Genomic DNA, 20529 nt, shown 5'->3' with positions numbered 1-20529 from the left:
TTTTGCATCGGCCGCATTTCGGCTCCCGACGGACTGCGCCGGGAAAACCCCTTAGCGTCCCGTGAAGTTGATTTTTTTCGCCTTATCTTCGTCCCACCACCAGGTCCACAGCACGCCGGTGTCGAATTTCGGCGGGCGTTCGGGCTGGCCGAAGAGATCCCAATAGGCGAAGCGATGCACCGGATTATACCAATGCGGAACCCAATAGCGCTGCGCGCGCAAAGCACGGTCGAGGGCGCGGCAGCAGGTGACGAGTTCTTCGCGCGTTTGCGCCTGGAGCGCCTTTTCGACGAGCGAGTCGATCGCCGGATTGGAGACCCCCGGCAGGTTGCGCGAGCCGGGCATATTGGCGGTCTTCGAGCTGAAATAGGCGCGAAGCTCCTCTCCGGGGTTCCAGCTCATCATCAGCACGTCGTGAACGACGTCGAAGTCAAAGTTTTCGAGTCGCTGCTTATACTGTGCGGCGTCGACGACGCGGATGTGGGCGTTGACTCCGAGAAGCTTCAAATTCTTGATGAAGGGCTGGGTGTGCCGCTCGAAGACGTTGGAATTATCGAGAAACTCGAATTCCAGCGGCGACCCGTCGGGCAAGCATAGAACGCCATCCTTGCGCGTGCAGCCGGCCGCGACGAACAGATCATTCGCCTTCTTGAGCAGGACGCGATCCTGACCCGTGCCGTCAGAAACCGGCGCGACGAAGGGCTCGCCAAAAACTTCCGCGGGCAGATCAGCGCGATAAGGCTCCAGCAGCGCCTTTTCCTGTTCGCTCGGCAAGCCTTTCGCTTCAAGCTCGGAGTTCTCGAAATAGGACGAGATGCGCTTATAGGCGTCATACATCAGGTTGCGGCTGGTCCATTGATAATCAAAGGCGTAGCCGATTGCTTCGCGCACCCGCGGGTCTTTGAAAATCTTCCGGCGCGTGTTGAAGAACCATCCCTGGATCTGCGGAATATTGTAGTTGGGCGTCGTCGTTCGCTTGACGCGCCCGTCCTTGAACGCCGGAAAATCATAGCCCGTCGCCCAAACGCGCGCGATGTTTTCCTCTCGCTCGGTGAATGCGCCGGCCTTGAAGGCTTCGAAGGCGACCTGGCTGTCGCCGAAATATTCGAAGCGCACGACGTCGAAATTCGCCTGGCCTGTCGTGATCGGCAGGCCCTTCGCCCAATAGTCAGGCATGCGATGATAGGCGATGTAGCGGCCCTGCTCGAAGGCGCCGACCTTATACGGCCCGGAGCCGAGCGGCGGCTCCATCGTCGTCGCTTCGAAGTCGCGGTCTTTGTAATAGGCGCGCGAAAAGATCGGCTGGCCCACGACGCTGAGCGGTAGATCGCGCGTGCGATCGGGCGCGAAGCGCAGCACGAGCACGTCGTCCGCCTCCGCTTCGGCGCTTTCGAGGTCACGCAGCATCTGGCTGATGACAGGATGGCCCTTGCTCTTGAGAATGTTGAGCGAAAAGGCCGCGTCATGCGCCGTGAGCGGCGAGCCGTCGTGGAACCGCGCCTCTTTACGCAACAGAAAAGCGTAAGTGAGCTTGTCAGGCGAGATGCGCACCTTCTTGGCGACGAGGCCGTAGTAGGCGTCGCGTTCGTCGAGGCTCTGATTCATCAGACTGTCGAAAACGAGCGTCATGCCCGTCGCGGGATTGCCCCTCAGCACATAGGCGTTGAAACTGTCGTAGGTCGAGCTTGCCGGCGACAGCGCCAACGTCCCTCCCTTGGGGGCTTTTGGATTGACGTAGCCGAAATATTTGAAGTCGGCCGGCTCGCCAAGGTCGCCAAAGGTCGAAAGGCCGTGGCTCTCGACTTCGCCCTGGGCGAGAGGACCGAAGCGGTTGGGGGCGCCGGTCGGCGCTCCGGGTTTGGCCAGAACGTGCGGCGCGACCAATGCGGCGGCGCCGGCGCCGATAACAGAGCGACGGGACAGGCGAATGCGCGTCAGATCGACGATTGTGGAACGAGCCAAATGTGACCTCAGGCGGAGGAAGGGCGCTTGCCCATGAGCCGCGATTATGTCGGTTTTTTTGCGGGTTCGCGAGCGGCCCGTTAAGGACCGTCACGCCGCTTTGGCCCTTTGTAGCAAAAATGCGCGATGCGCGCCCAGGGGGAAGTCGAAATGAACTCTGTCAGCCTAGGCCTTCGCGAGCAAGCATTCATCGGAGGGCTTTGGGTAGGCGCCGACAGCGGCGCAACCTTCGCCGTTAATAACCCGGCGACAGGCGCTGTCCTCGGCCAAGTTCCCGACATGGGCGCAGCCGAGACGCGCCGGGCGATCGAGTCTTGTGCGCGGGCGCTGCCAAGCTGGCGCGATCGCGCCGCCAAGGAGCGCGCGCATATTATGCGCCGTTGGTTCGAGCTGATCATGGCCGATCAGGAGCGGCTGGCGCGCATCATCACCGCTGAAATGGGCAAGCCGCTTGCCGAGGCGCGCGGAGAAATCGGCTACGCCGCCAGCTTCATCGAGTGGTTCGCGGAGGAGGGGCGGCGCATCTATGGCGACGTGATACCGGGTCCGACCGATCGTGCCCTGCTGGTCTTCAAACAGGCGATTGGCGTCACCGCGGCGATTACGCCGTGGAACTTCCCTTCGGCCATGTTCGCACGCAAGGTCGGCGCGGCGCTCGGCGCCGGCTGCACGATGGTGGTGAAGCCTGCGGAGCTGACGCCCTTCTCGGCGCTGGCGCTCGCGGAGCTTGCCGAACGCGCCGGCGTGCCTTCCGGCGTGATCAATGTGGTCACGGCGAAAGACCCGGCGCCGGTCGGGTTGGAGTTCACGCAAAATCCCCTCGTGCGCAAGCTGACCTTCACGGGGTCGACCGAGGTCGGCAGGATCTTGCTGCGGCAAGCGGCCGAGAATATTCAGAAATGCTCGATGGAGCTTGGCGGCAACGCGCCGCTGATCATCTTTGAAGACGCCGATCTCGAGCGCGCCGTCGAGGGCGCGATCGCCACCAAATATCGCAACAGCGGCCAGACCTGCGTTTCGGCGAACCGCATTCTCGTGCATGCGTCGATCATCGACGCCTTCGCCGAAAAGCTTGCCGCGGCGGCTGGCGCGTTAAAAATCGGCGAAGGGACGGAGGAGGGCGTCGCCATCGGTCCGCTGATTGAACAAGCGGCGGTCGAAAAGGTCGAGCGCCACGTCGCGGACGCCGTCGCCCGCGGCGCAAAGGTGCTCACCGGGGGCGCCCGCCACGCGCTCGGCGGCTCTTTTTTTCAACCCACGGTGCTCGCCAATGTGCCGGCTGACGCGCTCATCTTCAACGAGGAGACCTTCGGTCCCGTCGCGCCGCTGATTTCCTTTGAAAGCGAGGGTGAAGCGGTGCGTCTCGCCAACGCCACGCCTTACGGTCTTGCCGCTTACTTCTATAGTCGCGACGTCGCCCGCGTCATCCGCGTCGCCGAGCAGTTGGAATTCGGCATGGTCGGCGTCAACGAAACGCTGATCTCAACCGAAGCAGCGCCGTTTGGCGGGGTGAAACACTCGGGCCTGGGACGCGAAGGATCGCGCTACGGCGTCGATGATTACATCGAGATCAAATATGTCTGTCTCGGCGGGCTCTGATCATTCGATCCTGATGCGGCCGTCGACGACGGGCGCAATCGCGCCGGCCTTTTCGATGGCGCCGATGATGACGTTCGTCAGCAGCGGACCCTCGAGGTCGCTGACCAGCGGTTTCCCCCGCGCAAGCGCGGCATAGCCGTCCTTGCCGCGCGCCAGGAAGTCGATCGTCGCGACCTTGTAGAGCTTCGTGTCGTCGAGCGGCTTGCCGCCGACTTCGATTGAAACAAGCCGCGAGCCTGGCGTAGCATCACGCCGCACGACGATGCGGGCGCCGGAAATCTGAGCGAAGCGGCCGGCGTCCTTGCCGATCAGCCAGACGGCGTTTTCCAAGGCGGCGCGCAGATCGGCGCCTGAAAGCTCCAGAGTCACAAGCTGATTGTTGAACGGCAGCTCCTTGGCGATGTCCTTGCGCGTCAGCGTTGTCCCGGGAGCGTAGCTGCGGTTCCCGCGAATGCCGCCGCCGTTGATGATTGCAACGTCAGCGCCGGCGGCGGCGCGCATCGCGTCGGCGAAAAAGTCGCCGATCGCGGTCTCTTCACTGCGCACGCTCGCCTTTCGGCTGTCGAGCGGCGTCTTTGTGCGCCCGATGTCGACGTCGAGCGCCTTGTCGATCTCGGCTTCATATTGCGCGACGCGCTCTGCAATCGCGGCGTCTGGCGTCACGTCGGACGTGTCGATGATGCGGAACCTGGGCGTCCAGCGCTTTACGCCGTCGTCGGCGATCCGCATCTCGACATCGATCGCGACGAGATTGACGCCGTCGGCCTGTGTCTCGCCGACGGCGGCGCGGCCGTCATAGGCGACCAGAAGATTGTGGTCATGCCCGGACAGAACAATGTCGATCGGCCCAAGTTTCGCGAGGCGCAGATCGTCCTGCCATTCGGAATGCGTGACGACGACGACAAGATCGGCGCCGGCGTCGCGCAGCGCCTTGGCCTGGCGTTTCGCGGTCTCGATCGCGGGTAGAAGTTTTAGGCTTCCGGGGCTGGACCGTCTCGCCGCCTCGTCGTCGGTCAGACCGAAGATTCCGACCTTCACCCCATCGACGTCGACGATCTTGCTGTCGGCGAAGCCCGGCGCGGAGCGGCCGGAGGCGTCGCGCAGATTGGCGGCGAGCAGAGCGAATTTCGTTTCGCCCATGCGCTGGCGGAATACCGCTTCGCCAAAATCGAACTCGTGATTGCCGGGCGTGAACACGTCGAGCCCGATTCGGTTGAGGAGATCGATGATATGCGCGCCCTTGTCGACGCTCGAGGTGAGCGAAGGCGACAGCGTGTCGCCGGCGTGCGCGACGATGATGTTCTTTGCTCTTGCGCGCTCGGCTTTCAGCGCGCCGGCGATCCGGGCGAACCCGCCGCGTCCGTCTCTCTCAGCCATTTCGTAGATGTCGCTAAAGACGACGAAGGTGAGATTGACGACGCGCTCGGCTGCGTGGGCGGGGAAGGCGAAAGCCGCGAGGAGAAAGAGGATTGCGCTGGAGCGCTGAAGTTTTCGAAACATTTTGCTCACTTCGCAGGACACATGTGATCACGGTTTTGGTAAGCGGCGATGTTCGCTCATTGAGCGAGGCGCCTGCCGCTTCCTCTCCCCGCTTGCGGGGAGAGGTGAGGGGCGTGGTGAGCGCCGGAGATCTATCCGCTTCCATGGAGGTCCGCCAAGATGGCCTCCATGACAGCCTCGATATTTTCATAGAGATGCGCATTGTCGAAACGGATGACGCGGTAGCCGCGGGATTCAGTATGCGGTGGCCTCTCATCCGTCATTCGCTTCGCTAAATCACCTGGCCCCTCACCTTACCTCTCCCCGCTCTCCGCGGGGAGAGGGGCGGCAAGCGTTGCGCCCATAACAATTTGCGTCCGCAATAAAAAAGAAACGGCGCCCGTGGGCGCCGCTTCGCATCGTGTCAGGAGACTGAACTTAGTAGTTGTAAGCGCGCTCGCCGTGATCGGTGATGTCGAGGCCTTCGCGCTCTTGATCCGGCGTCGGCCGCAGACCGACGATGACATCGACGAGCTTGTAAAGGATCGCCGAACCGATGCCGGACCACAGGAGAGTCGCGACGACGGCGATCGCCTGCGCCTTCATCTGCGTCATCATGTCATAGGTTCCGGCGAAGGTTTCCAGATTGGTGTAGTCGGTGATGCCGACGCCGCCGAGATCGGGACTGACCAGAATGCCGGTCGCCAAGGCGCCGGTGATGCCGCCGATGCAGTGCACGCCGAAGACATCAAGCGCGTCGTCGTAGCCCGCCATCTTCTTCACGAAATCGACGAAGAAGAGGCAGATCGGCGAAACGGCGAGGCCAAGGACGATGGCGCCGACCGGACCGGCATAGCCCGACGCCGGCGTCACCGCCACGAGGCCGGCGACCGCGCCGGTGATGAGGCCGAGCATCGACGGTTTGCCCTTCACCAACCACTCGACGATCATCCAGGAGAGCGCCGCAGCCGCCGTCGCCACCATGGTGTTGACGAATGCGAGCGCCGTCGTGCCGTTCGCCTCGAGATTGGAGCCGGCGTTGAAGCCGAACCAGCCGACCCACAGCAATGAGGCGCCGACCATCGACAGGGTGAGCGAATGCGGCGGCAAAGCCTCTTTGCCGTAGCCGATGCGCTTGCCGACGATGATTGCGCCCACGAGGCCGGCGATGCCGGCGTTGATGTGCACCACCGTGCCGCCCGCGAAGTCCAGCGCGCCCTTGCCGGCGAGCCAGCCCACGGCGGCGTTGATCTCGTCGATCTTCGCCTGCGCGGCCGCTTTCGCCGCCTCGTCGCCGGCCGCGGCGAGTTGGGTCGCGGCATCAACGAGCGCGTTCGGATCGGCGACGCCCCACACCCAATGCGCGATGGGGAAGTAGATGACCGTCACCCAGAAGGCGACGAACAGCAGAACGGCCGAAAATTTCATGCGCTCGGCGAAGGCGCCGATGATCAGCGCCGGGGTGATCATCGCGAAGGTCATCTGGAAGACGAAATAGGCATATTCCGGAATGACGTGGCCGGGGGTGAAGGTCGCCGCATTGGAGGCGGCCGTCACGCCCTTGAGAAACAGCTTGTTGAAGCCGCCGATATAATTGCTGAGCGATCCGCCGTCGCCGAAGGCGAGCGAATAGCCGTAGACCGTCCAGATCACGCCGACGAGCGCGACGATCGCGAAGGTTTGCGAGAGGATCGACAGCATGTTCTTGGCGCGCACCAGGCCGCCGTAGAACAGCGCGAGGCCCGGAATCGACATCATCAGCACCAAGAGCGAAGACGTCAGCAACCAGGCGGTGTCGCCGGGGTTGGGAGTCGGATCGTTCGCGGCGAAGGCCGGAAACGCCAAGGATGCCGAAATCGCCGCTCCCGCGATGACCGAAGCGACAGAAGCGCTTCGAGGCGAAGGAAGTTTCATGTGTGAGAGCTCCTGATGTTGCGGGGAGGCGATCAAAGCGCGTCGGCGTCGGTTTCGCCGGTGCGGATGCGGATGGCGCGCTCGAGCGGCGTGACGAAAATTTTTCCGTCGCCGATCTGTCCGGTGCGCGCGGTGTTGGAGATTGCCTGGATCACCTGTTCGACGAGGGCGGCGTCGACAGCGACTTCGATTTTTAGCTTAGGCAAGAAACTGATCGCATACTCGGCGCCGCGATAAATTTCCGTATGTCCCTTCTGACGTCCGTAGCCCTTGACCTCAGTCACGGTAAGGCCGTGCACGCCGATGTTGGTCAGCGCGTCGCGGACCTCATCGAGCTTGAACGGCTTGATGATCGCTGTCACGATTTTCATCTGCCAATCCTGTTGGTTATCGACCTCGTTGGCGAGCGTTCGCTCGCGTGACGGCGGCGTCTTTTGATTGCAATTCGCGGGAGGACGCCGCCGCGTCGGCGACTTGCCGCTTTCAAATGCCGTGCCAGCCGCGCTGACGACTGAATCTACTGACCGGAAGCGTATCTGCTGTGACACAGGCTGTGCCGCAGCTTGCGGCGGGGTTGGCTATCGCCTTTGCGGGCCTCGGCTATGCGCTCGAGTCGGGGGCGGCGCTGGTGCGCCCGCGCGCTTTCGCTTAGGGCGCCGCCGCCCGGCATTGTGCCTAAATATTGCGCAGACGTCCTTCGTCTGCCTACAGTGTAGGCAGCCGCTCAGGATCGCGTCGAGTCGCGCTGGCGCACCAGGCCTTCCTGGCTCACCGAGGCGACGAGGCGTCCCTCGCGGGTGAAGATCTGGCCGCGCGTCAAGGCGCGCGCGCCGCCGGCCCACGGGCTTTGCTGCGCATAGAGCAGCCATTCGTCGACTCGCATCGGCCCATGTATCCACAGGGCATGATCGAGGCTCGCCACCTGAATCTTCGGATCGAAGATCGTAAGGCCGTGAACGAGCAGCGCCGTATTGAGCAGCGTCATATCGGAAAGATAGGCGAGCAGCGCCGTGTGAACGGCGGGGTCGTCGGGCGCCGCGCCGCGCACGCGAAACCAGATCATCTGGCCGGCCGCGCGGCGTTCGGGAAAAAACACGTCGTCGGGCGCGACGACGCGCATGTCGAGCGCGCTTCGTCGCTGCAGCCAGCTCTCGGCCTGTTCCGGAAGGAAGGCGCGAAAGCGCTCGACGAGCGCATGCACGTCGTCGAGACTCTCCGGGTCTGGCGCGTCCGGCATGTGGGCGGCGTGCGTAAGACCTTCTTCTCGCCGCTGGAACGACGCCTCCATTGAAAAGATCGTGTGTCCGCGCTGCGTGGCGTTACAGCGCCGCGTCGTGAAGCTCTTGCCGTCGCGCACGCGTTCGACGGCAAAGTCGATCGGGATCGACGGATCGCCGGCGAGGACGAAATAGCCGTGCAGCGAATGCGCAGGACGGTCCGCAGGGGTCGTCCGCGTCGCGGCGACGAGCGCCTGAGCCACGGCCTGTCCGCCATAGACCTGACGGCCGGAAGAGGTCGGGCTATGGCCGCGGAAGAGGTCTGGTCCGACCTCCTCGAGATCGAGAAGCGCCAGAAGCTTGGATGGCGCGGTTTCGTCCATCGCGGACGAGCCGGTCAGTCGATCTGGCGCGCCTCTTCGGGCAGCATGATCGGAATGCCGTCCCGGATCGGATAGGCCAGCCGCGCCGAGCGCGAAATGAGCTCCTGGCGCGCGCTGTCATATTCGAGCGTCGTCTTCGTCAGCGGGCAGACGAGGATTTCGAGCAGGCGCGGATCGATCCGCGTCGGCTCCGCAGGGGAGTCAAATCTCTCGGCGCCGGAATCGCGTTCGTCAGTCATGGTCGTCAATTTCCTTCAATGCCACTGCGGCCGCTCGCCGGCGCGTTGCGCGAGATCGAGCTTCGCGAGCGCGATCAGCGTTTCCGCGCGGGTTTTCAGATCGATGGCTTCGATCAGCGCCTGCTTGTCGTTGGCGCCGAACGGACACATCATCGCGAGCGCGTTGACGAGCGTCTCCGTCGGCGCCGCGTCTATGCTCGCCCAGTCGACTTCAAGTTTCGAACATTCGGCGAAGTTGCGCAACATCGACACCATGCTTTCGCGGTCGACCGCATCGGCGCCGGCGCCCGTCGTCAAATCCTCCATGAATTCGTCATATCCGGCCCGACACTGGCGATACGGCGTCCGAACCCTAAGCTCCTCGAGAACGCGAAATCGCGCCACGCCGGTGAGGGTGATGAGATAGCGGCCGTCTCCGGTCTCGGCGAGGCGCGTGATCCGTCCGGCGCAGCCGACATCATAGAGCTGCGTCGCGTCGCAGACCGTCTCGTCGCCCGGCAGCGGCTGGATCATGCCGATCAGCCGCGTGCTGGCGATCGCGTCGTCGACCATCGCGAGATAGCGCGGCTCAAAAACATTGAGCGGCAGTTCGCCGCGCGGCAGCAATATGGCGCCCGAAAGCGGGAAAAGCGGCAGAACCTTCGGCAATTCGTCGATGTCGGCGTAGGGATGGTTCAGGCTCATATCGGCGAACGCCTCCCTAGGAGTAGAGCAGCGTGGATAGTCGTCGCCGTGCGTTCACGGCCGCCTTGTCCATCGGTCCCCACGCCTCAAAAAACTGAATGAGCTGCTTTCTTGCGCCATCGTCATTCCAACTACGGTCGCGGCGGATGATTTCAAGCAGCGCATCCGTCGCTTCCTCGCGCAGTCCTTTGGCGTTGAGCGCGAGCGCGAGATCGAAATAGGCCTGCAGGTCGTTGGGATCGAAATTGACGCGATTTCTCAGTTCGTCGATCTCGCCGAGATCCTGGGCCTGCTGGGCGTTCTGAAGCGCCGCCCCAGCCGCGGCGACGCCGCTGTCGCGGCGAATGGCGTCAGGAAGGGCCTCAAGGAGCGCCCCGGCCTCATCGAAGCGTCCGGAGTCGATGTAAAGACGTAGCAAGGCGGCGGCGGCTTTGGCGTTGGGCGGTTCGCCGCCGGCGACTTCGCTCAGCAGCGACTCCGCGCCGGCGAGATCGCCGTCGGCGATCATCGCCTGCGCCGCTTCGAGCGCATCGCCCTCGTCCTCGATCGGGCCGATCAGCCGCTCCAGAAAGCCCTTGATTTGACTCTCGGGCAGCGCGCCGACGAAACCATCGATCGGTCGCGCGCGCTGAAACGCCACGACGGCGGGAATCGACTTGACGCCGAGCTGATCGGCGATCAGCGGATCGGCGTCGATATTCATTTTGACGAGCGCGATCTTGCCGCCGGAGGCGGCTACCAGACGCTCGATGACGGGCGCGAGCTGGCGACAAGGGCCGCACCATGGCGCCCAAAAATCGACGAGCACGATCTGCCGCATCGACGCGTCGAGAACGTCGGCGCGGAAACGATCCGTGGTCGTTTCGATCGGCGTCGTCGGCGCGTTAGCCATTCCCGCCGTCTCAACCATGCGCGTCTCCCCTTGTCGCCATCATCGGCCGTGTGATCTAAAGGTTTTGCAGCTTAGAGGCGTCTTAGCGCAGCGCCCGGACGAAGGTCAGATAGACCGGATCGCGGCCTTCGGCCATGGCTTTGGCTTCATATTTGGTTCGGGTCCAGCCTGGCCATGGCGCTCGCCAGTCCTCGGCGCGCTGCGCGCGCCAGCGGAAGGCTGGGTGCGCGCGCAGCCGCGCCAAGGTCCAGGCGGCGTAATCGTCGATATCCGTCGCAAAACGCAGCTCAGCGTCCGCATGCATCGCCCGCGCCAGACGGTCGAGATTTTCACGCGCCACGAAACGCCTCTTGCGCTGGCGCCTCTTTGGCCAGGGGTCAGGATAGAAAAGATATACGCGCGACAGGCTGTCCTCCGGCAACCAGTCGAGCACATCTGCGGCGTCGCCTTGATGCAGGCGGATATTCGTCAGTCCACGCTCGTCGATCCGGGCGAGGAGCTTCGCCACGCCGTTGAGGAAAGGTTCGCAGCCGATGAATTCGACCTCGGGACTGTCGCTCGCCGCCGCAATCAGATGCTCGCCGCCGCCAAAGCCGATCTCGAGGCGCCTTTCTCGGGCCGTAGGCGCCGGCGGCTGCGCAAGGTCGAGCGACAGACGCGGCAAGAGCTCGTCGATCAGCGCCGCCTGACGCTTTCGGAGCGCCTTGCCTTTCGAGCGGCCATAGAGACGGGCGTGAGCGCCGCGTTGCTGAGAGGTCTCGCTCATAAGCGCAAAAGGGCCGCGATCATTGGAACGTCGCCCAGTTCGTGGCGCCGGCTTGCGCCCACGCCACGAACAGAGCCATCTCGCGAGGGAAAAATCCCCCGCTGCGGCGTTCGCCTTCCGAGCCGCTCGTCGATCCGGCCGAACTTACGCGAAATGCGACTTCAGCTGGTCGACAAGGTCGGTCTTCTCCCAGGAGAAGCCGCCGTCCGCGTCAGGCGTGCGGCCGAAGTGGCCGTAGGAGGAGGTTCGCGCATAGATCGGTCGGTTCAGCTGAAGATGCTCGCGAATCCCCCGCGGCGAGAGGCGAATGAGCTGAGGCAGCAGCTCTTCCACCTTCTCCTCGCACACATGGCCGGTGCCATGCAGATCGACATAGATCGAGAGCGGCTCGGCGACGCCGATCGCGTAGGACAGCTGCAGCGTGCAGCGGTCGGCGAGCCCGGCCGCAACGACGTTCTTGGCGAGATAGCGGGCGGCGTAAGCGGCCGAACGATCGACCTTGGTCGGATCCTTGCCGGAGAACGCGCCGCCGCCATGGGGCGCGGCGCCGCCATAGGTGTCGACGATGATTTTGCGGCCCGTAAGGCCGGCGTCGCCGTCGGGCCCGCCAATGTAGAACTTGCCGGTCGGATTGACGTGCCAGACGGTCGTGTTGGTGATCCAGCCGTCGGGCAGCGCGTTGCGGATATAGGGCTCGGCGATGCTGCGAATGTCGGCGGGCGATAGGGTCTCGTCGACATGCTGATGCGACAGCACGATCTGCGTCGCCTCGACGGGCTTGCCGTCGGCGTAGCGCACCGTGACCTGGCTCTTGGCGTCGGGACCGAGGCCTTTTTCCTTGCCGCTATGGCGCGCCTGGGCGAGCAGCTCCAGAATCTTATGCGAATAATAGATCGGCGCCGGCATCAGTTCAGGCGTTTCGCGCACGGCGTAGCCGAACATGATGCCCTGGTCGCCCGCGCCTTCGTCCTTGTTGCCGGCGGCGTCCACGCCCTGCGCAATGTCGACGGACTGCTCATGCAGCAGCACTTCCACATTGGCGGTGTTCCAATGGAACCCACGCTGCTCGTAGCCGATGGAACGAATCGCGCCGCGCGTGATCTCGATGATCTGATCGAAGGGAATATGCGGCCCGCGCACTTCTCCGGCGATGACCACGCGGTTTGTCGTCGCGAGAGTCTCCGCCGCGACGCGAATGGCGTAGGGGTCGATGCCCGCCTTGGGGCCTTCACGGAAGAACTCGTCAACGATTTCATCTGAAATTCGGTCGCAAACCTTGTCGGGATGGCCTTCGGAAACGGACTCGCTCGTGAAAAGATAATTTTTCCGGGTCACTTCCAAATCTCCGATGGCTTTGAGGAAGAGTTGAATAACTGCGGAGCAGGGGGAGTCATCTGCCAGCGCCCGTTCGGTGCGTCAAGCCGAAAAGGCCAAATCGTTCGGTTTGGAGAACGAGATTCTCTTACTCCCGCGCCGGCTCGGACTGATCTGCGAGCGTCGTCACCAGATCGAGCACGCGCTTTCGTACCTTCGGGTCGCGGATGCGGGCGAAGGCGCGATTGAGATGCAAGCCTTCCGTCGTCGATAAAAAATCGACGACGTATTGCGACGAGGACTCCTCTGCGAATCCGCCGGTCAGCGCTGGCGCGCCGCTCGCGGGCGCGCCTTCGAAGAAAAAGGAGGGCGGCACGTTCAGAGTCTTGGAAATCTGTTGCAGGCGGCTCGCGCCGATACGATTGGCGCCTTTCTCGTATTTCTGCACTTGCTGAAAAGTGAGGCCGAGCGCTTCTCCAAGCTTCTCCTGACTCATTTTCATGAGAATTCGCTGCATGCGAACGCGGCTGCCGACGTGACGATCGATCGGGTCTGGCGCCTTCTTCAACGTTACCGCCTCCTGCTCAGTTGTAGCCGAATTGTCGCCTGGCGCGCAAGCTACATCGCAGTTAGGTGCATGAATTACAAGAAGATTTCAGTTAAGCGCGGTCGGGCCGCGATCTTCCCGGCAAGGATAGTCTACATTTCCTTGCCTGCCCGATAGCTGCGCGGCCCGTGAACCATGAAAAATTGCAAGGTTCAGCGATCGAGGAAAGCGCTCGGCCAGCATGCGCGCGGCGTCTTTTCGCCGCGGGCAGATCATCGAACGCCAGACGAAGCAGGAGCGACTTATGGCTCGCGCCCGGCGACGCCGAGCAAGGCCAAGGCCGTCGCTGCGGCAAGGAGCGCTGGGAACGCCAGCGCGCCATAGGTGGCGAAGACGGTGGGCGCCGCCGCCCTCGGCAGACGTCCGTCAATGAGGCCTTCTTCGCCGAGCGGCAGCGACTGAAGGATGCGTCCGTAGGCGTCGATGATCGCCGAAACGCCGGTATTGGCGACGCGGATCATCGGCAACCCTTCTTCGATCGCGCGCAGGCGGGCCTGGGCGAGATGCTGATAGGGGCCGGTCGTGCGGCCGAACCATCCGTCATTGGTGACGTTGAGAAACAGAAGCGGGCGATCGGCGGCCCCGCGCTGGATCGTCTCGCCCGGAAAAATCGCTTCGTAGCAGATGAGCGGCGCGATTGGCGGCAGACCCGGCGCCGCGAGGAGGCGTGGCCCTGCGCCGCGATCCCATATGCCCGGAACGAGGTGATTGATTCCAAGCGGCCGCAGCAGGTCCTCGAGCGGCAGATATTCTCCGAAGGGGACGAGATGAACCTTGTCGTAAAAGGCGACGATCGACTCTCCCTTTAGCGCCTCGATCGAATTGAAGATCTTGCCCCGCCGTCCGTCGCCGTCGCTTTCGGCCCGCGCCGCGCCGGTCAAAAGAACGCCGCCCTTGAGCGCGCGGGCGATCGCCGCTAGCGCCTCCGGATGGCTTGAAATCACGTAGGGAAACGCCGATTCCGGCCAGACGAGATGGGTGATTTCGGCGAGGCCGGACGGCCGCGCATTTGTCGCGCGTTCCGAGAGGTCAAGATAGTGATGCAAGATTTTCGCGCCATTCTCGGGGCGAAATTTCGCATCCTGAGGGAGATTGGGCTGCATCAGGCGCAGCGCCACGCCGTCGACATATTCCGTCTCATTGGCGCCCAGCCGAAACACGCCATAGGCGAACATCAGCATGGCGAGCGCCGCCGCGGCGAGCATCGTCCCGCGAATGCGGCGGGCGCCGCGGGGCGCGCGATCGGTGAGCGTCGCGGGCGCGGCGAAAATCACGACGGCGATAATGTCGAGCCCGTGCAGGCCGACGAGAGAGGCCGTCTGCGCCATTGGCCCGGCGCTTGTGAGCGCCATGCCGAAATCGTTCCAGGGAAAGCCCGTGAAGAGATGCCCACGCAGCCATTCCGCGGCGCCCAGTCCCGCGGCGAGCGCGAAGACGCGGGCGCCGCCAGGCGACCACAAGAGGCGCGCGAGCGCGAGACCCGCGGCCGGAAACAACGCGAGCACCGCCGGCAAGCCGAACACGGCGAGCGGCAGCGCCCAGGCGAATTGGTCGGCTTCGACGAGCATCGCGGCGCCCATCCACCAGAGGCCCGCGACGAAATAGCCGAAGCCGAGCCACCAGCCGGCTCCGGCCGCCGAGAGAATCGGGGCAAGGGCAAAGCGCGGCGAGTCTTCGCCATCCGCCGCGCCGTCGATGAGCCAGACGGCGACGGTGAGCGGCGCGAACATGGCCGGGATGAAATCGAAAGGCGCGAGGGCGAGAGCGCCCGCCGCGCCGGCGCAGAAGGCGATCGCGTGTCGTGTCCAGCCGCGGGCAAGGACAATGCGCTGCAAAAGAGTCGGCGCAGATGCGCGCACGCTGGCGATTTCGGCAATCTGCGCCATCGGTCCTCGAACCGCCGCGAATCGGCAGGCCGATTTTACAGCGGAATTAGCAGACAATTTTATGCGCGTGCGAAGGATGTCTCACGCCGGCCGGCGCGACCGCACGCGCAGCTTGCCGACGCGCCGCGGATCGGCGTCGACGATCTCAAACTCGTGGGAGTCGACCGGCGTCGCGATGATCTCGCCGCGCATCGGGACGCGGCCGGCGAGCCATGCGACCATACCGCCGAGGGTCGTCACTTCGGCGGGCGTGTCTTCAAGTCTGAAGTCGACGCCGAGCCGCGCCGTCACTTCATCAAGATCGGCGCGCCCGTCGATGATGAAATCGCCGTTCTCAAGCTCGACGAAGCCCGACTCGTCGATGACGTCATGTTCGTCCTCGATGTCGCCCACGATCATCTCCATGATGTCCTCGATAGTGACGAGGCCATCCGTGCCGCCATATTCGTCTATGACGAGCGCCAGATGCGTGCGCGTCGCTTGCATACGGATCAAAAGATCGAGCGCAGGCATGGAGCGCGGCACGAAGAGCACCGGCTTGAGCAAATTCGCCTGCGACAGCGGCGTGTCGAAATCGATCTTTCTCGGTTCGGCGGTCGTCGCGTCGGAGTCTTCGCGCCGATCGGCGCAGCACGCGATATGATTGACGAAATCGCGGATATGGATCATCCCGCGCGGATCGTCGAGCGTATCGGCGTACACCGGCAGGCGCGAATGGGCGGCGGTGCGAAACAGCTCCAAGGCTTCGCGCAGCGGCGCGTCAAGCGAGATGGCGACGATGTCGGCGCGGGGGATCATCGCGTCGTCGACGCGCATGTCGTGCAGGCTGAGGACGTTCTTCAAGAGCGCCCGCTCATGCGGGGTCACGTCGCCCGCCGATTCTTCAAGCCTGTCTTCGATGTCCTCGCGCACCGAGGCCGGCGCAAGACCGAGCAGCCCGCGGAGCCTGTCGACGAGGCTGACGCGCGGTCCATCGCCAGCGCGTCTTAATGGAATGGGATCGTCGGCGTTATCGTATTGCGTCGACATGCGCTTTGTTCAATTCGCTCCGCCGGCCGGCCCCTCTGCGTCTTCCGCATAGGGGTCGGGAAAACCAAGCGCCGTCGCGATCTTACGCTCCAGCGCCTCCATCCGCTCGGCCTCGGCGGCGGTCTCGTGATCATATCCGATCAGATGCAGAAATCCATGCGCAACCATATGCGCCGTGTGGGCGCGCAAAAGCTTGCCCTGTTGCTCCGCCTCTTTGGCGACGGTTTCGAAGGCGACGATCACGTCGCCAAGGAGAGGCTTGCGCTCGAGCAAGCCAGGCGTCGGAAAAGACAGGACATTCGTCGGTTGATCCTTGCCGCGCCACTCGGCGTTGAGCTGCTGGATCGCCGCGTCGTTGCAAAATGTGACGCTGATTTCACATTCGGGAGCGAGCGCAGCCCCGCTTACGGCGAGACTCTGACAAACGCATTCTTTCGCCAAATTTTCCAGATCCTCGACGCGCCGCCATGCAGGCGCCGCGACATTCACGTCGATTTCCAAAGTCAGGGTTCTCCGCGCGTCTGCTTGTTGGCGCGCGCGGCGCGCTCATAGGCTCCAACGATTTGCCGCACGAGATCGTGACGCACCACGTCGCCTTCCGAAAATCTCACGCGACCCACGACGTCGAGATTGGCGAGCAGGCTTACGGCTTCCGAGAGACCGGATTTCTGCCCGGGAGGCAAATCGGTCTGCGACGGATCGCCGGTGACGATCATCCGCGAGCCTTCGCCGAGCCGGGTAAGAAACATCTTCATCTGCATCGAGCTGGCGTTCTGCGCCTCGTCGAGCAAGATGCAGCTTCGCGTCAGCGTGCGGCCGCGCATGAACGCGAGCGGCGCGACTTCGATGAGTCCGGTCTGCATGCCGCGCTCGACCATCCGCGCATCCATGAAATCATGCAGCGCGTCGTAGATCGGGCGGAGATAGGGGTCGACCTTGTCGCGCATGTCGCCAGGCAAAAAGCCGAGACGCTCGCCGGCCTCGACGGCGGGACGCGACAGAATGAGCCGTTCGACCGCGCCTTGCTCCATCAGCTGCACGGCGTGACCGACCGCGAGCCAAGTCTTGCCGGTGCCCGCGGGACCCTCCGCGAAGACCAGTTCGTAGCGTTTGAGCGCGCGCAAATACTGGTCCTGCGCGGCGTTGCGGGCGCGCACCGACCCGCGTTTGCGGGTCAGGATCTGCTCGAAAGCGCCGCGTGACGGCTCCGAATCCGGAAACAGGCTGCGTTGGCGCGCCGTTTCTTCTATGGCGCCGTCGACGTCGCCCAGCGTGATCGTCTGACCCAGCGCGACGCGCTCATAAAGCGCCTCGAGCACGCGTCGCGCATGTTCGCAGGCCTCGGACTTGCCTTTGAGCGTGACATGATTGCCATTGGCGAAGGAGGCGACGCGCAAGCGTCGTTCGATCTTGGCGAGATTCTGGTCGTAGAGGCCGAAAACGAGCGAGGCGTGACGGTTGTTTTCAAAGGCGAGCGTGATTTCCGCTTCCGGGTCAACAGGCTCCGGTCCCCGTGCGGCGAGCAACGGGTCGTCGATCGTCGTCAAGCCTTCGCCTCCTCGCTCATGAGCCGTCCGCCCAAGGAATTCGAGCCCGCCGCGATGATCTTCACTCGGGCTTCGCGGCCAACGCACGCCATCGGGCCTTCAACATGCACAGCCTGCATATAGGGACTCTTGCCCGCGATTTGCCCCTCGTGCCGACCCGCTTTTTCAAAGAGCACGTCGAGTTCTTGGCCGACCGTCGCCGCGTTGAAGGCTTGCCGCTGCTCTTCAAGCAGAGCCTGTAATGCGGCGAGGCGCTCGCTCTTGACGGCCTCATCGATTTGATCGTCCCGCTCGGCGGCGGGCGTGCCGGGCCGCGGCGAATATTTGAACGAAAAGCTTGAAGCGAAGCCCACGGTGCGCGCGAGCGCCATCGTCGCCTCGAAATCCGCGTCGCTTTCGCCGGGGAAGCCAACGATGAAGTCCGACGACATGGCGATGTCCGAGCGGGCCTTTCGCAGGCGTTCGACGATCGAGAGGTACGCGTCTGCGCCGTGCTTGCGGTTCATGGCTTTCAGAATGCGGTCCGAGCCCGATTGAACCGGCAGATGCACATAGGGCATGAGCTTTGGAATCGCGCGATGCGCGTCAATCAGCTCTTGCGCCATGTCGACCGGATGACTTGTAGTGTAGCGCAGGCGCGCCAAACCTTCGATCTGCGCCAGCCGATCGAGAAGCTGCGCAAGGCTTGTCTTCCGGCCGTCTCCATCCGGACCGAGATAAGCGTTGACGTTTTGGCCGATCAGCGTGATCTCGCGCACGCCGGCGTCGACGAGCCGCATGGTCTCGGCGATGATCTCGGCGACAGGACGCGACGCTTCGGCGCCGCGCGTATAGGGCACGACGCAGAACGAGCAGAACTTGTCGCAGCCTTCCTGAACGGTGACGAACGCCGAAACGCCGCGCGCGCGAATCTGCGCGCGGTTCGGGGCGGGCAGGGCGCGAAATTTGTCCTCGACCGCGAAATCCGTATCGGCGAGGCGGGCGCCGTCCCTGGCCTGGCGCAGAAGCTCCGGCAGTCGGTGATAGCTCTGCGGACCGACGACGACATCGACGGCGCGCTGGCGCTTGAGCACCTCTTCGCCTTCAGCCTGGGCGACGCAGCCGGCGACGACGATTTTCATGTCGCGGCCTTGTGCGTTCAGCACGCGTTTGGCGATCGCAAGCTTGCCCAGTTCAGAATAGATTTTTTCCGCGGCCTTTTCGCGGATATGGCATGTGTTGAGGATGACGAGATCGGCGTCTTCTTCGCTTTTGGTCTCGGCGTAGCCCTCTTGGCGGAGCAGGTCCGTCATGCGCGTCGCGTCATAGACGTTCATCTGGCAGCCGTATGACTTGACCAGAACCTTGGATAGTCGTGCAGCTTCGGACCGCTGAGGTTTGGATCGCGCCTCAACCAGTTCTTTGACGTCTGTGACTATTTTTCTGCTCCATCGCTCGCCCCGGCGACTCGGCGCGCCACCCGAGTGGGCGCAGTATACGACTTTTTTTGCCGCAAGAGGCGCCGTGCACTCATATTTTCTGAACTGGCCCGCCATAGCGCAGGAGCACGGCATCCGCCGTGAGCAGCGTGACGCCTTCGACGACCGCCTGAGCAATAAGCAGTCGATCGAACGGATCCCGATGAATCAACGGCAGCGCGTCCGTCGCGAGCGCGTGTTGACCGAGCACGGGCAGCTCGTCGTACCCATTGTTCAAGAGACCCTGACGCAGCGCACGCGGGTCGACTTGAAAGTCGGCCCGATTGAGGCTGCGTTTGATGGCGACTTCCCACAGGCTCGCGACGCTGTAGACAAGTTGATTTGCCTCTTCGAGCAGGACCGCTTGAGCCTTTTTTGGGAGGCGATCGGGCGATATTGCGGCCCAGAGAATGATCTGGGTATCAAGCAGCAGTCTCACGCGTCGCCGGCGAATAGCCGTCCAATCTCGATCTCGCCCATACGGTCGAAATCTTCTGGGATAACGCCCTGTCCGGCCATAAAGCCGAGCCGCTGGATCTTAGACTGAGCGGCCGCCTCCAGCGGCGTGACCTTCACCAAAGGTTTTCCGGCCTTCGCGATGATGAAAGGCTCTCCCTTAGAGGCAAGATCGACCAACTTGGAGAGCTGGGTCTTGGCTTCGTGCATGTTGACGATGCGCATGAGCGTCTCGGCTAGACTAAACCAAGTTAGTTTAGTTTACCGGGCGGCGTCCTGCAAGCTTGCGCCGCGCTCAGATCTCCAGCCGCAGGGCGATCGCCGCGCGCCGTTCGCCGTCGGCGCGCTGATAGTAATTCTCGCGCCTGCCGATCTCTTTGAAGCCTTCCCGCGCGTAGAGCTTCAGCGCGGCCTCATTGTCGTCGGCCACCTCCAGAAAGACCAGCCGGGCGCCGCCGCGCTCGAGATTTTCGAGATGCTTTTCAAGAATGCGCCGGCCCAGTCCCGCGCCGCGTCTCGCCGGGTTCACGGCGAAAGTGAGGACTTCGGCGTCAGGCGGCGTCAACCGGGAGAGGATGAAGCCCCCAAGCTCGCCCTTGCGGCCCTCCGCGACCGCGCCGTCGGCGATGATATGGGGGTCGGTCAGATAATTCTCGAAGTCGATTTTCGACCAGCCAAATGCGAAGGACGCCCCGTGCAGACGTTCGCAGTCATCGGCGCGCTCCGCCCCGATGGGTTCGATGACGAAACTCGGCTTGGCGAAGAAAGACGAAAGCAGCGTCATCGCGCAAGCTCACGCCTGAGCCGTGGCGGCGGGCCGCGCTCGGGCGGCCGCATCGCCCAAACCCGCATCGCCCAAGCTCCCGGCGTCCTTCCGTGGGTCTGACCGTGGGCTCGGCATGGTGACGTCGGGCTCTTTAAGATAAAGCGGCCGCGCGGGCGCAGTATCAGGCTGCGCGGCAAGGCCCAGACGCGCCACCAGGGCGATATCGGGCGCAAGCCGCTCGCTCGCGATCCGGACCGGAACGCCGCGGGCGCGCGCCTCCTTCGCAAGGAGCGGCGCGCCGGAGCCGGCCAGAAGCAGCGGGCCGGCGCCGA

General features: G+C 63.6%; 21 protein-coding genes and 1 pseudogene. 1 reads left to right on the top strand and 21 read right to left on the bottom strand.

The features are described from left to right. Nucleotides 1-51: 51 nt before the first annotated feature. Complete coding sequence (locus tag NEI07_RS16655) at nt 52-1962, bottom strand: extracellular solute-binding protein (RefSeq protein WP_256036096.1); 1911 nt, start codon at nt 1960-1962, stop codon at nt 52-54. A 150-nt stretch (nt 1963-2112) separates the two neighbouring features. Here NEI07_RS16655 and NEI07_RS16650 point away from each other — a divergent pair, with 150 nt between their 5' ends. Continuing rightward, a complete protein-coding gene (locus NEI07_RS16650; protein ID WP_256036095.1) occupies nt 2113-3561 on the top strand; it encodes an NAD-dependent succinate-semialdehyde dehydrogenase in 1449 nt (482 codons plus the stop codon). Here NEI07_RS16650 and NEI07_RS16645 read toward each other — a convergent pair whose 3' ends face one another. The 20 genes and pseudogenes from NEI07_RS16645 to NEI07_RS16550 all read right to left on the bottom strand — a co-directional run. Continuing rightward, complete coding sequence (locus NEI07_RS16645; protein WP_256036094.1) at nt 3562-5061, bottom strand: bifunctional metallophosphatase/5'-nucleotidase; 1500 nt, start codon at nt 5059-5061, stop codon at nt 3562-3564. It abuts the gene before it with no gap. Nucleotides 5062-5192: 131 nt separating this feature from the next. Next, a complete protein-coding gene (locus tag NEI07_RS16640) occupies nt 5193-5324 on the bottom strand; it encodes a DUF559 domain-containing protein (protein ID WP_256036092.1) in 132 nt (43 codons plus the stop codon). A gap of 154 nt (nt 5325-5478) precedes the next feature. Next, nucleotides 5479-6954, bottom strand: coding sequence for an ammonium transporter (locus NEI07_RS16635; RefSeq protein WP_256036090.1), 1476 nt, complete (start codon nt 6952-6954; stop codon nt 5479-5481). A 32-nt stretch (nt 6955-6986) separates the two neighbouring features. Further along, the gene (locus NEI07_RS16630; protein WP_014890399.1) at nt 6987-7325 is read right to left on the bottom strand and encodes a P-II family nitrogen regulator; all 339 of its coding nucleotides are present in this window, start codon (nt 7323-7325) and stop codon (nt 6987-6989) included. Between the two features lie 353 nt (nt 7326-7678). Then, on the bottom strand, nt 7679-8554 hold the full coding sequence (locus tag NEI07_RS16625) for an acyl-CoA thioesterase (RefSeq protein ID WP_256036089.1): 876 nt from the start codon (nt 8552-8554) through the stop codon (nt 7679-7681). Nucleotides 8555-8568: 14 nt separating this feature from the next. Continuing rightward, entirely contained in the window at nt 8569-8793 is a 225-nt protein-coding gene (locus tag NEI07_RS16620) for a Trm112 family protein (RefSeq protein ID WP_014890397.1), read from the bottom strand. A 15-nt stretch (nt 8794-8808) separates the two neighbouring features. Continuing rightward, nucleotides 8809-9477: an LON peptidase substrate-binding domain-containing protein gene (locus tag NEI07_RS16615; protein WP_256036086.1), complete on the bottom strand. Its 669-nt coding sequence runs from the start codon at nt 9475-9477 to the stop codon at nt 8809-8811. A 16-nt stretch (nt 9478-9493) separates the two neighbouring features. Further along, on the bottom strand, nt 9494-10387 hold the full coding sequence (locus tag NEI07_RS16610) for a thioredoxin family protein (protein ID WP_256036084.1): 894 nt from the start codon (nt 10385-10387) through the stop codon (nt 9494-9496). A gap of 64 nt (nt 10388-10451) precedes the next feature. Continuing rightward, nucleotides 10452-11135 (bottom strand): tRNA (guanosine(46)-N7)-methyltransferase TrmB, encoded by a 684-nt coding sequence (trmB, locus tag NEI07_RS16605; RefSeq protein ID WP_256036082.1) that lies wholly within the window; start codon nt 11133-11135, stop codon nt 10452-10454. A 144-nt stretch (nt 11136-11279) separates the two neighbouring features. After that, nucleotides 11280-12470 carry a methionine adenosyltransferase gene (metK, locus tag NEI07_RS16600; RefSeq protein WP_256036081.1) on the bottom strand — a complete coding sequence of 397 codons (1191 nt, stop codon included), beginning with the start codon at nt 12468-12470 and terminating at the stop codon, nt 11280-11282. Between the two features lie 127 nt (nt 12471-12597). Then, the gene (locus NEI07_RS16595; protein ID WP_256036079.1) at nt 12598-13017 is read right to left on the bottom strand and encodes a helix-turn-helix domain-containing protein; all 420 of its coding nucleotides are present in this window, start codon (nt 13015-13017) and stop codon (nt 12598-12600) included. Nucleotides 13018-13298: 281 nt separating this feature from the next. Continuing rightward, on the bottom strand, nt 13299-14942 hold the full coding sequence (gene lnt / locus NEI07_RS16590) for an apolipoprotein N-acyltransferase (protein WP_256036077.1): 1644 nt from the start codon (nt 14940-14942) through the stop codon (nt 13299-13301). Nucleotides 14943-15023: 81 nt separating this feature from the next. After that, nucleotides 15024-15971, bottom strand: coding sequence for a hemolysin family protein (locus tag NEI07_RS16585; protein ID WP_256036075.1), 948 nt, complete (start codon nt 15969-15971; stop codon nt 15024-15026). 9 nt (nt 15972-15980) lie between these two features. Further along, nucleotides 15981-16472 carry an rRNA maturation RNase YbeY gene (gene ybeY / locus NEI07_RS16580; RefSeq protein ID WP_328516989.1) on the bottom strand — a complete coding sequence of 164 codons (492 nt, stop codon included), beginning with the start codon at nt 16470-16472 and terminating at the stop codon, nt 15981-15983. A gap of 2 nt (nt 16473-16474) precedes the next feature. Then, the gene (locus tag NEI07_RS16575) at nt 16475-17518 is read right to left on the bottom strand and encodes a PhoH family protein (protein WP_256036072.1); all 1044 of its coding nucleotides are present in this window, start codon (nt 17516-17518) and stop codon (nt 16475-16477) included. After that, on the bottom strand, nt 17515-18858 hold the full coding sequence (gene miaB / locus NEI07_RS16570) for a tRNA (N6-isopentenyl adenosine(37)-C2)-methylthiotransferase MiaB (RefSeq protein WP_328516990.1): 1344 nt from the start codon (nt 18856-18858) through the stop codon (nt 17515-17517). Before miaB ends, NEI07_RS16575 begins: the two co-directional genes overlap by 4 nt. Before the next feature lie 169 nt (nt 18859-19027). Beyond that, nucleotides 19028-19414: a type II toxin-antitoxin system VapC family toxin gene (locus NEI07_RS16565; RefSeq protein ID WP_256036069.1), complete on the bottom strand. Its 387-nt coding sequence runs from the start codon at nt 19412-19414 to the stop codon at nt 19028-19030. Beyond that, a complete protein-coding gene (locus NEI07_RS16560; protein WP_256036067.1) occupies nt 19411-19656 on the bottom strand; it encodes a type II toxin-antitoxin system Phd/YefM family antitoxin in 246 nt (81 codons plus the stop codon). The genes NEI07_RS16565 and NEI07_RS16560 overlap by 4 nt, the downstream gene beginning before the upstream one ends. A gap of 70 nt (nt 19657-19726) precedes the next feature. Beyond that, nucleotides 19727-20215 (bottom strand): GNAT family N-acetyltransferase, encoded by a 489-nt coding sequence (locus NEI07_RS16555; protein ID WP_256036065.1) that lies wholly within the window; start codon nt 20213-20215, stop codon nt 19727-19729. Nucleotides 20216-20224: 9 nt separating this feature from the next. Next, nucleotides 20225-20529: pseudogene (locus NEI07_RS16550) on the bottom strand (tRNA (adenosine(37)-N6)-threonylcarbamoyltransferase complex dimerization subunit type 1 TsaB); the annotation flags it as partial.

Source organism: Methylocystis suflitae (assembly GCF_024448135.1).
Classification (GTDB): domain Bacteria; phylum Pseudomonadota; class Alphaproteobacteria; order Rhizobiales; family Beijerinckiaceae; genus Methylocystis; species Methylocystis suflitae.
The sequence above is the reverse complement of the archived record's forward strand: the minus strand, read 5'-3'. Positions and strand labels throughout refer to the sequence as shown.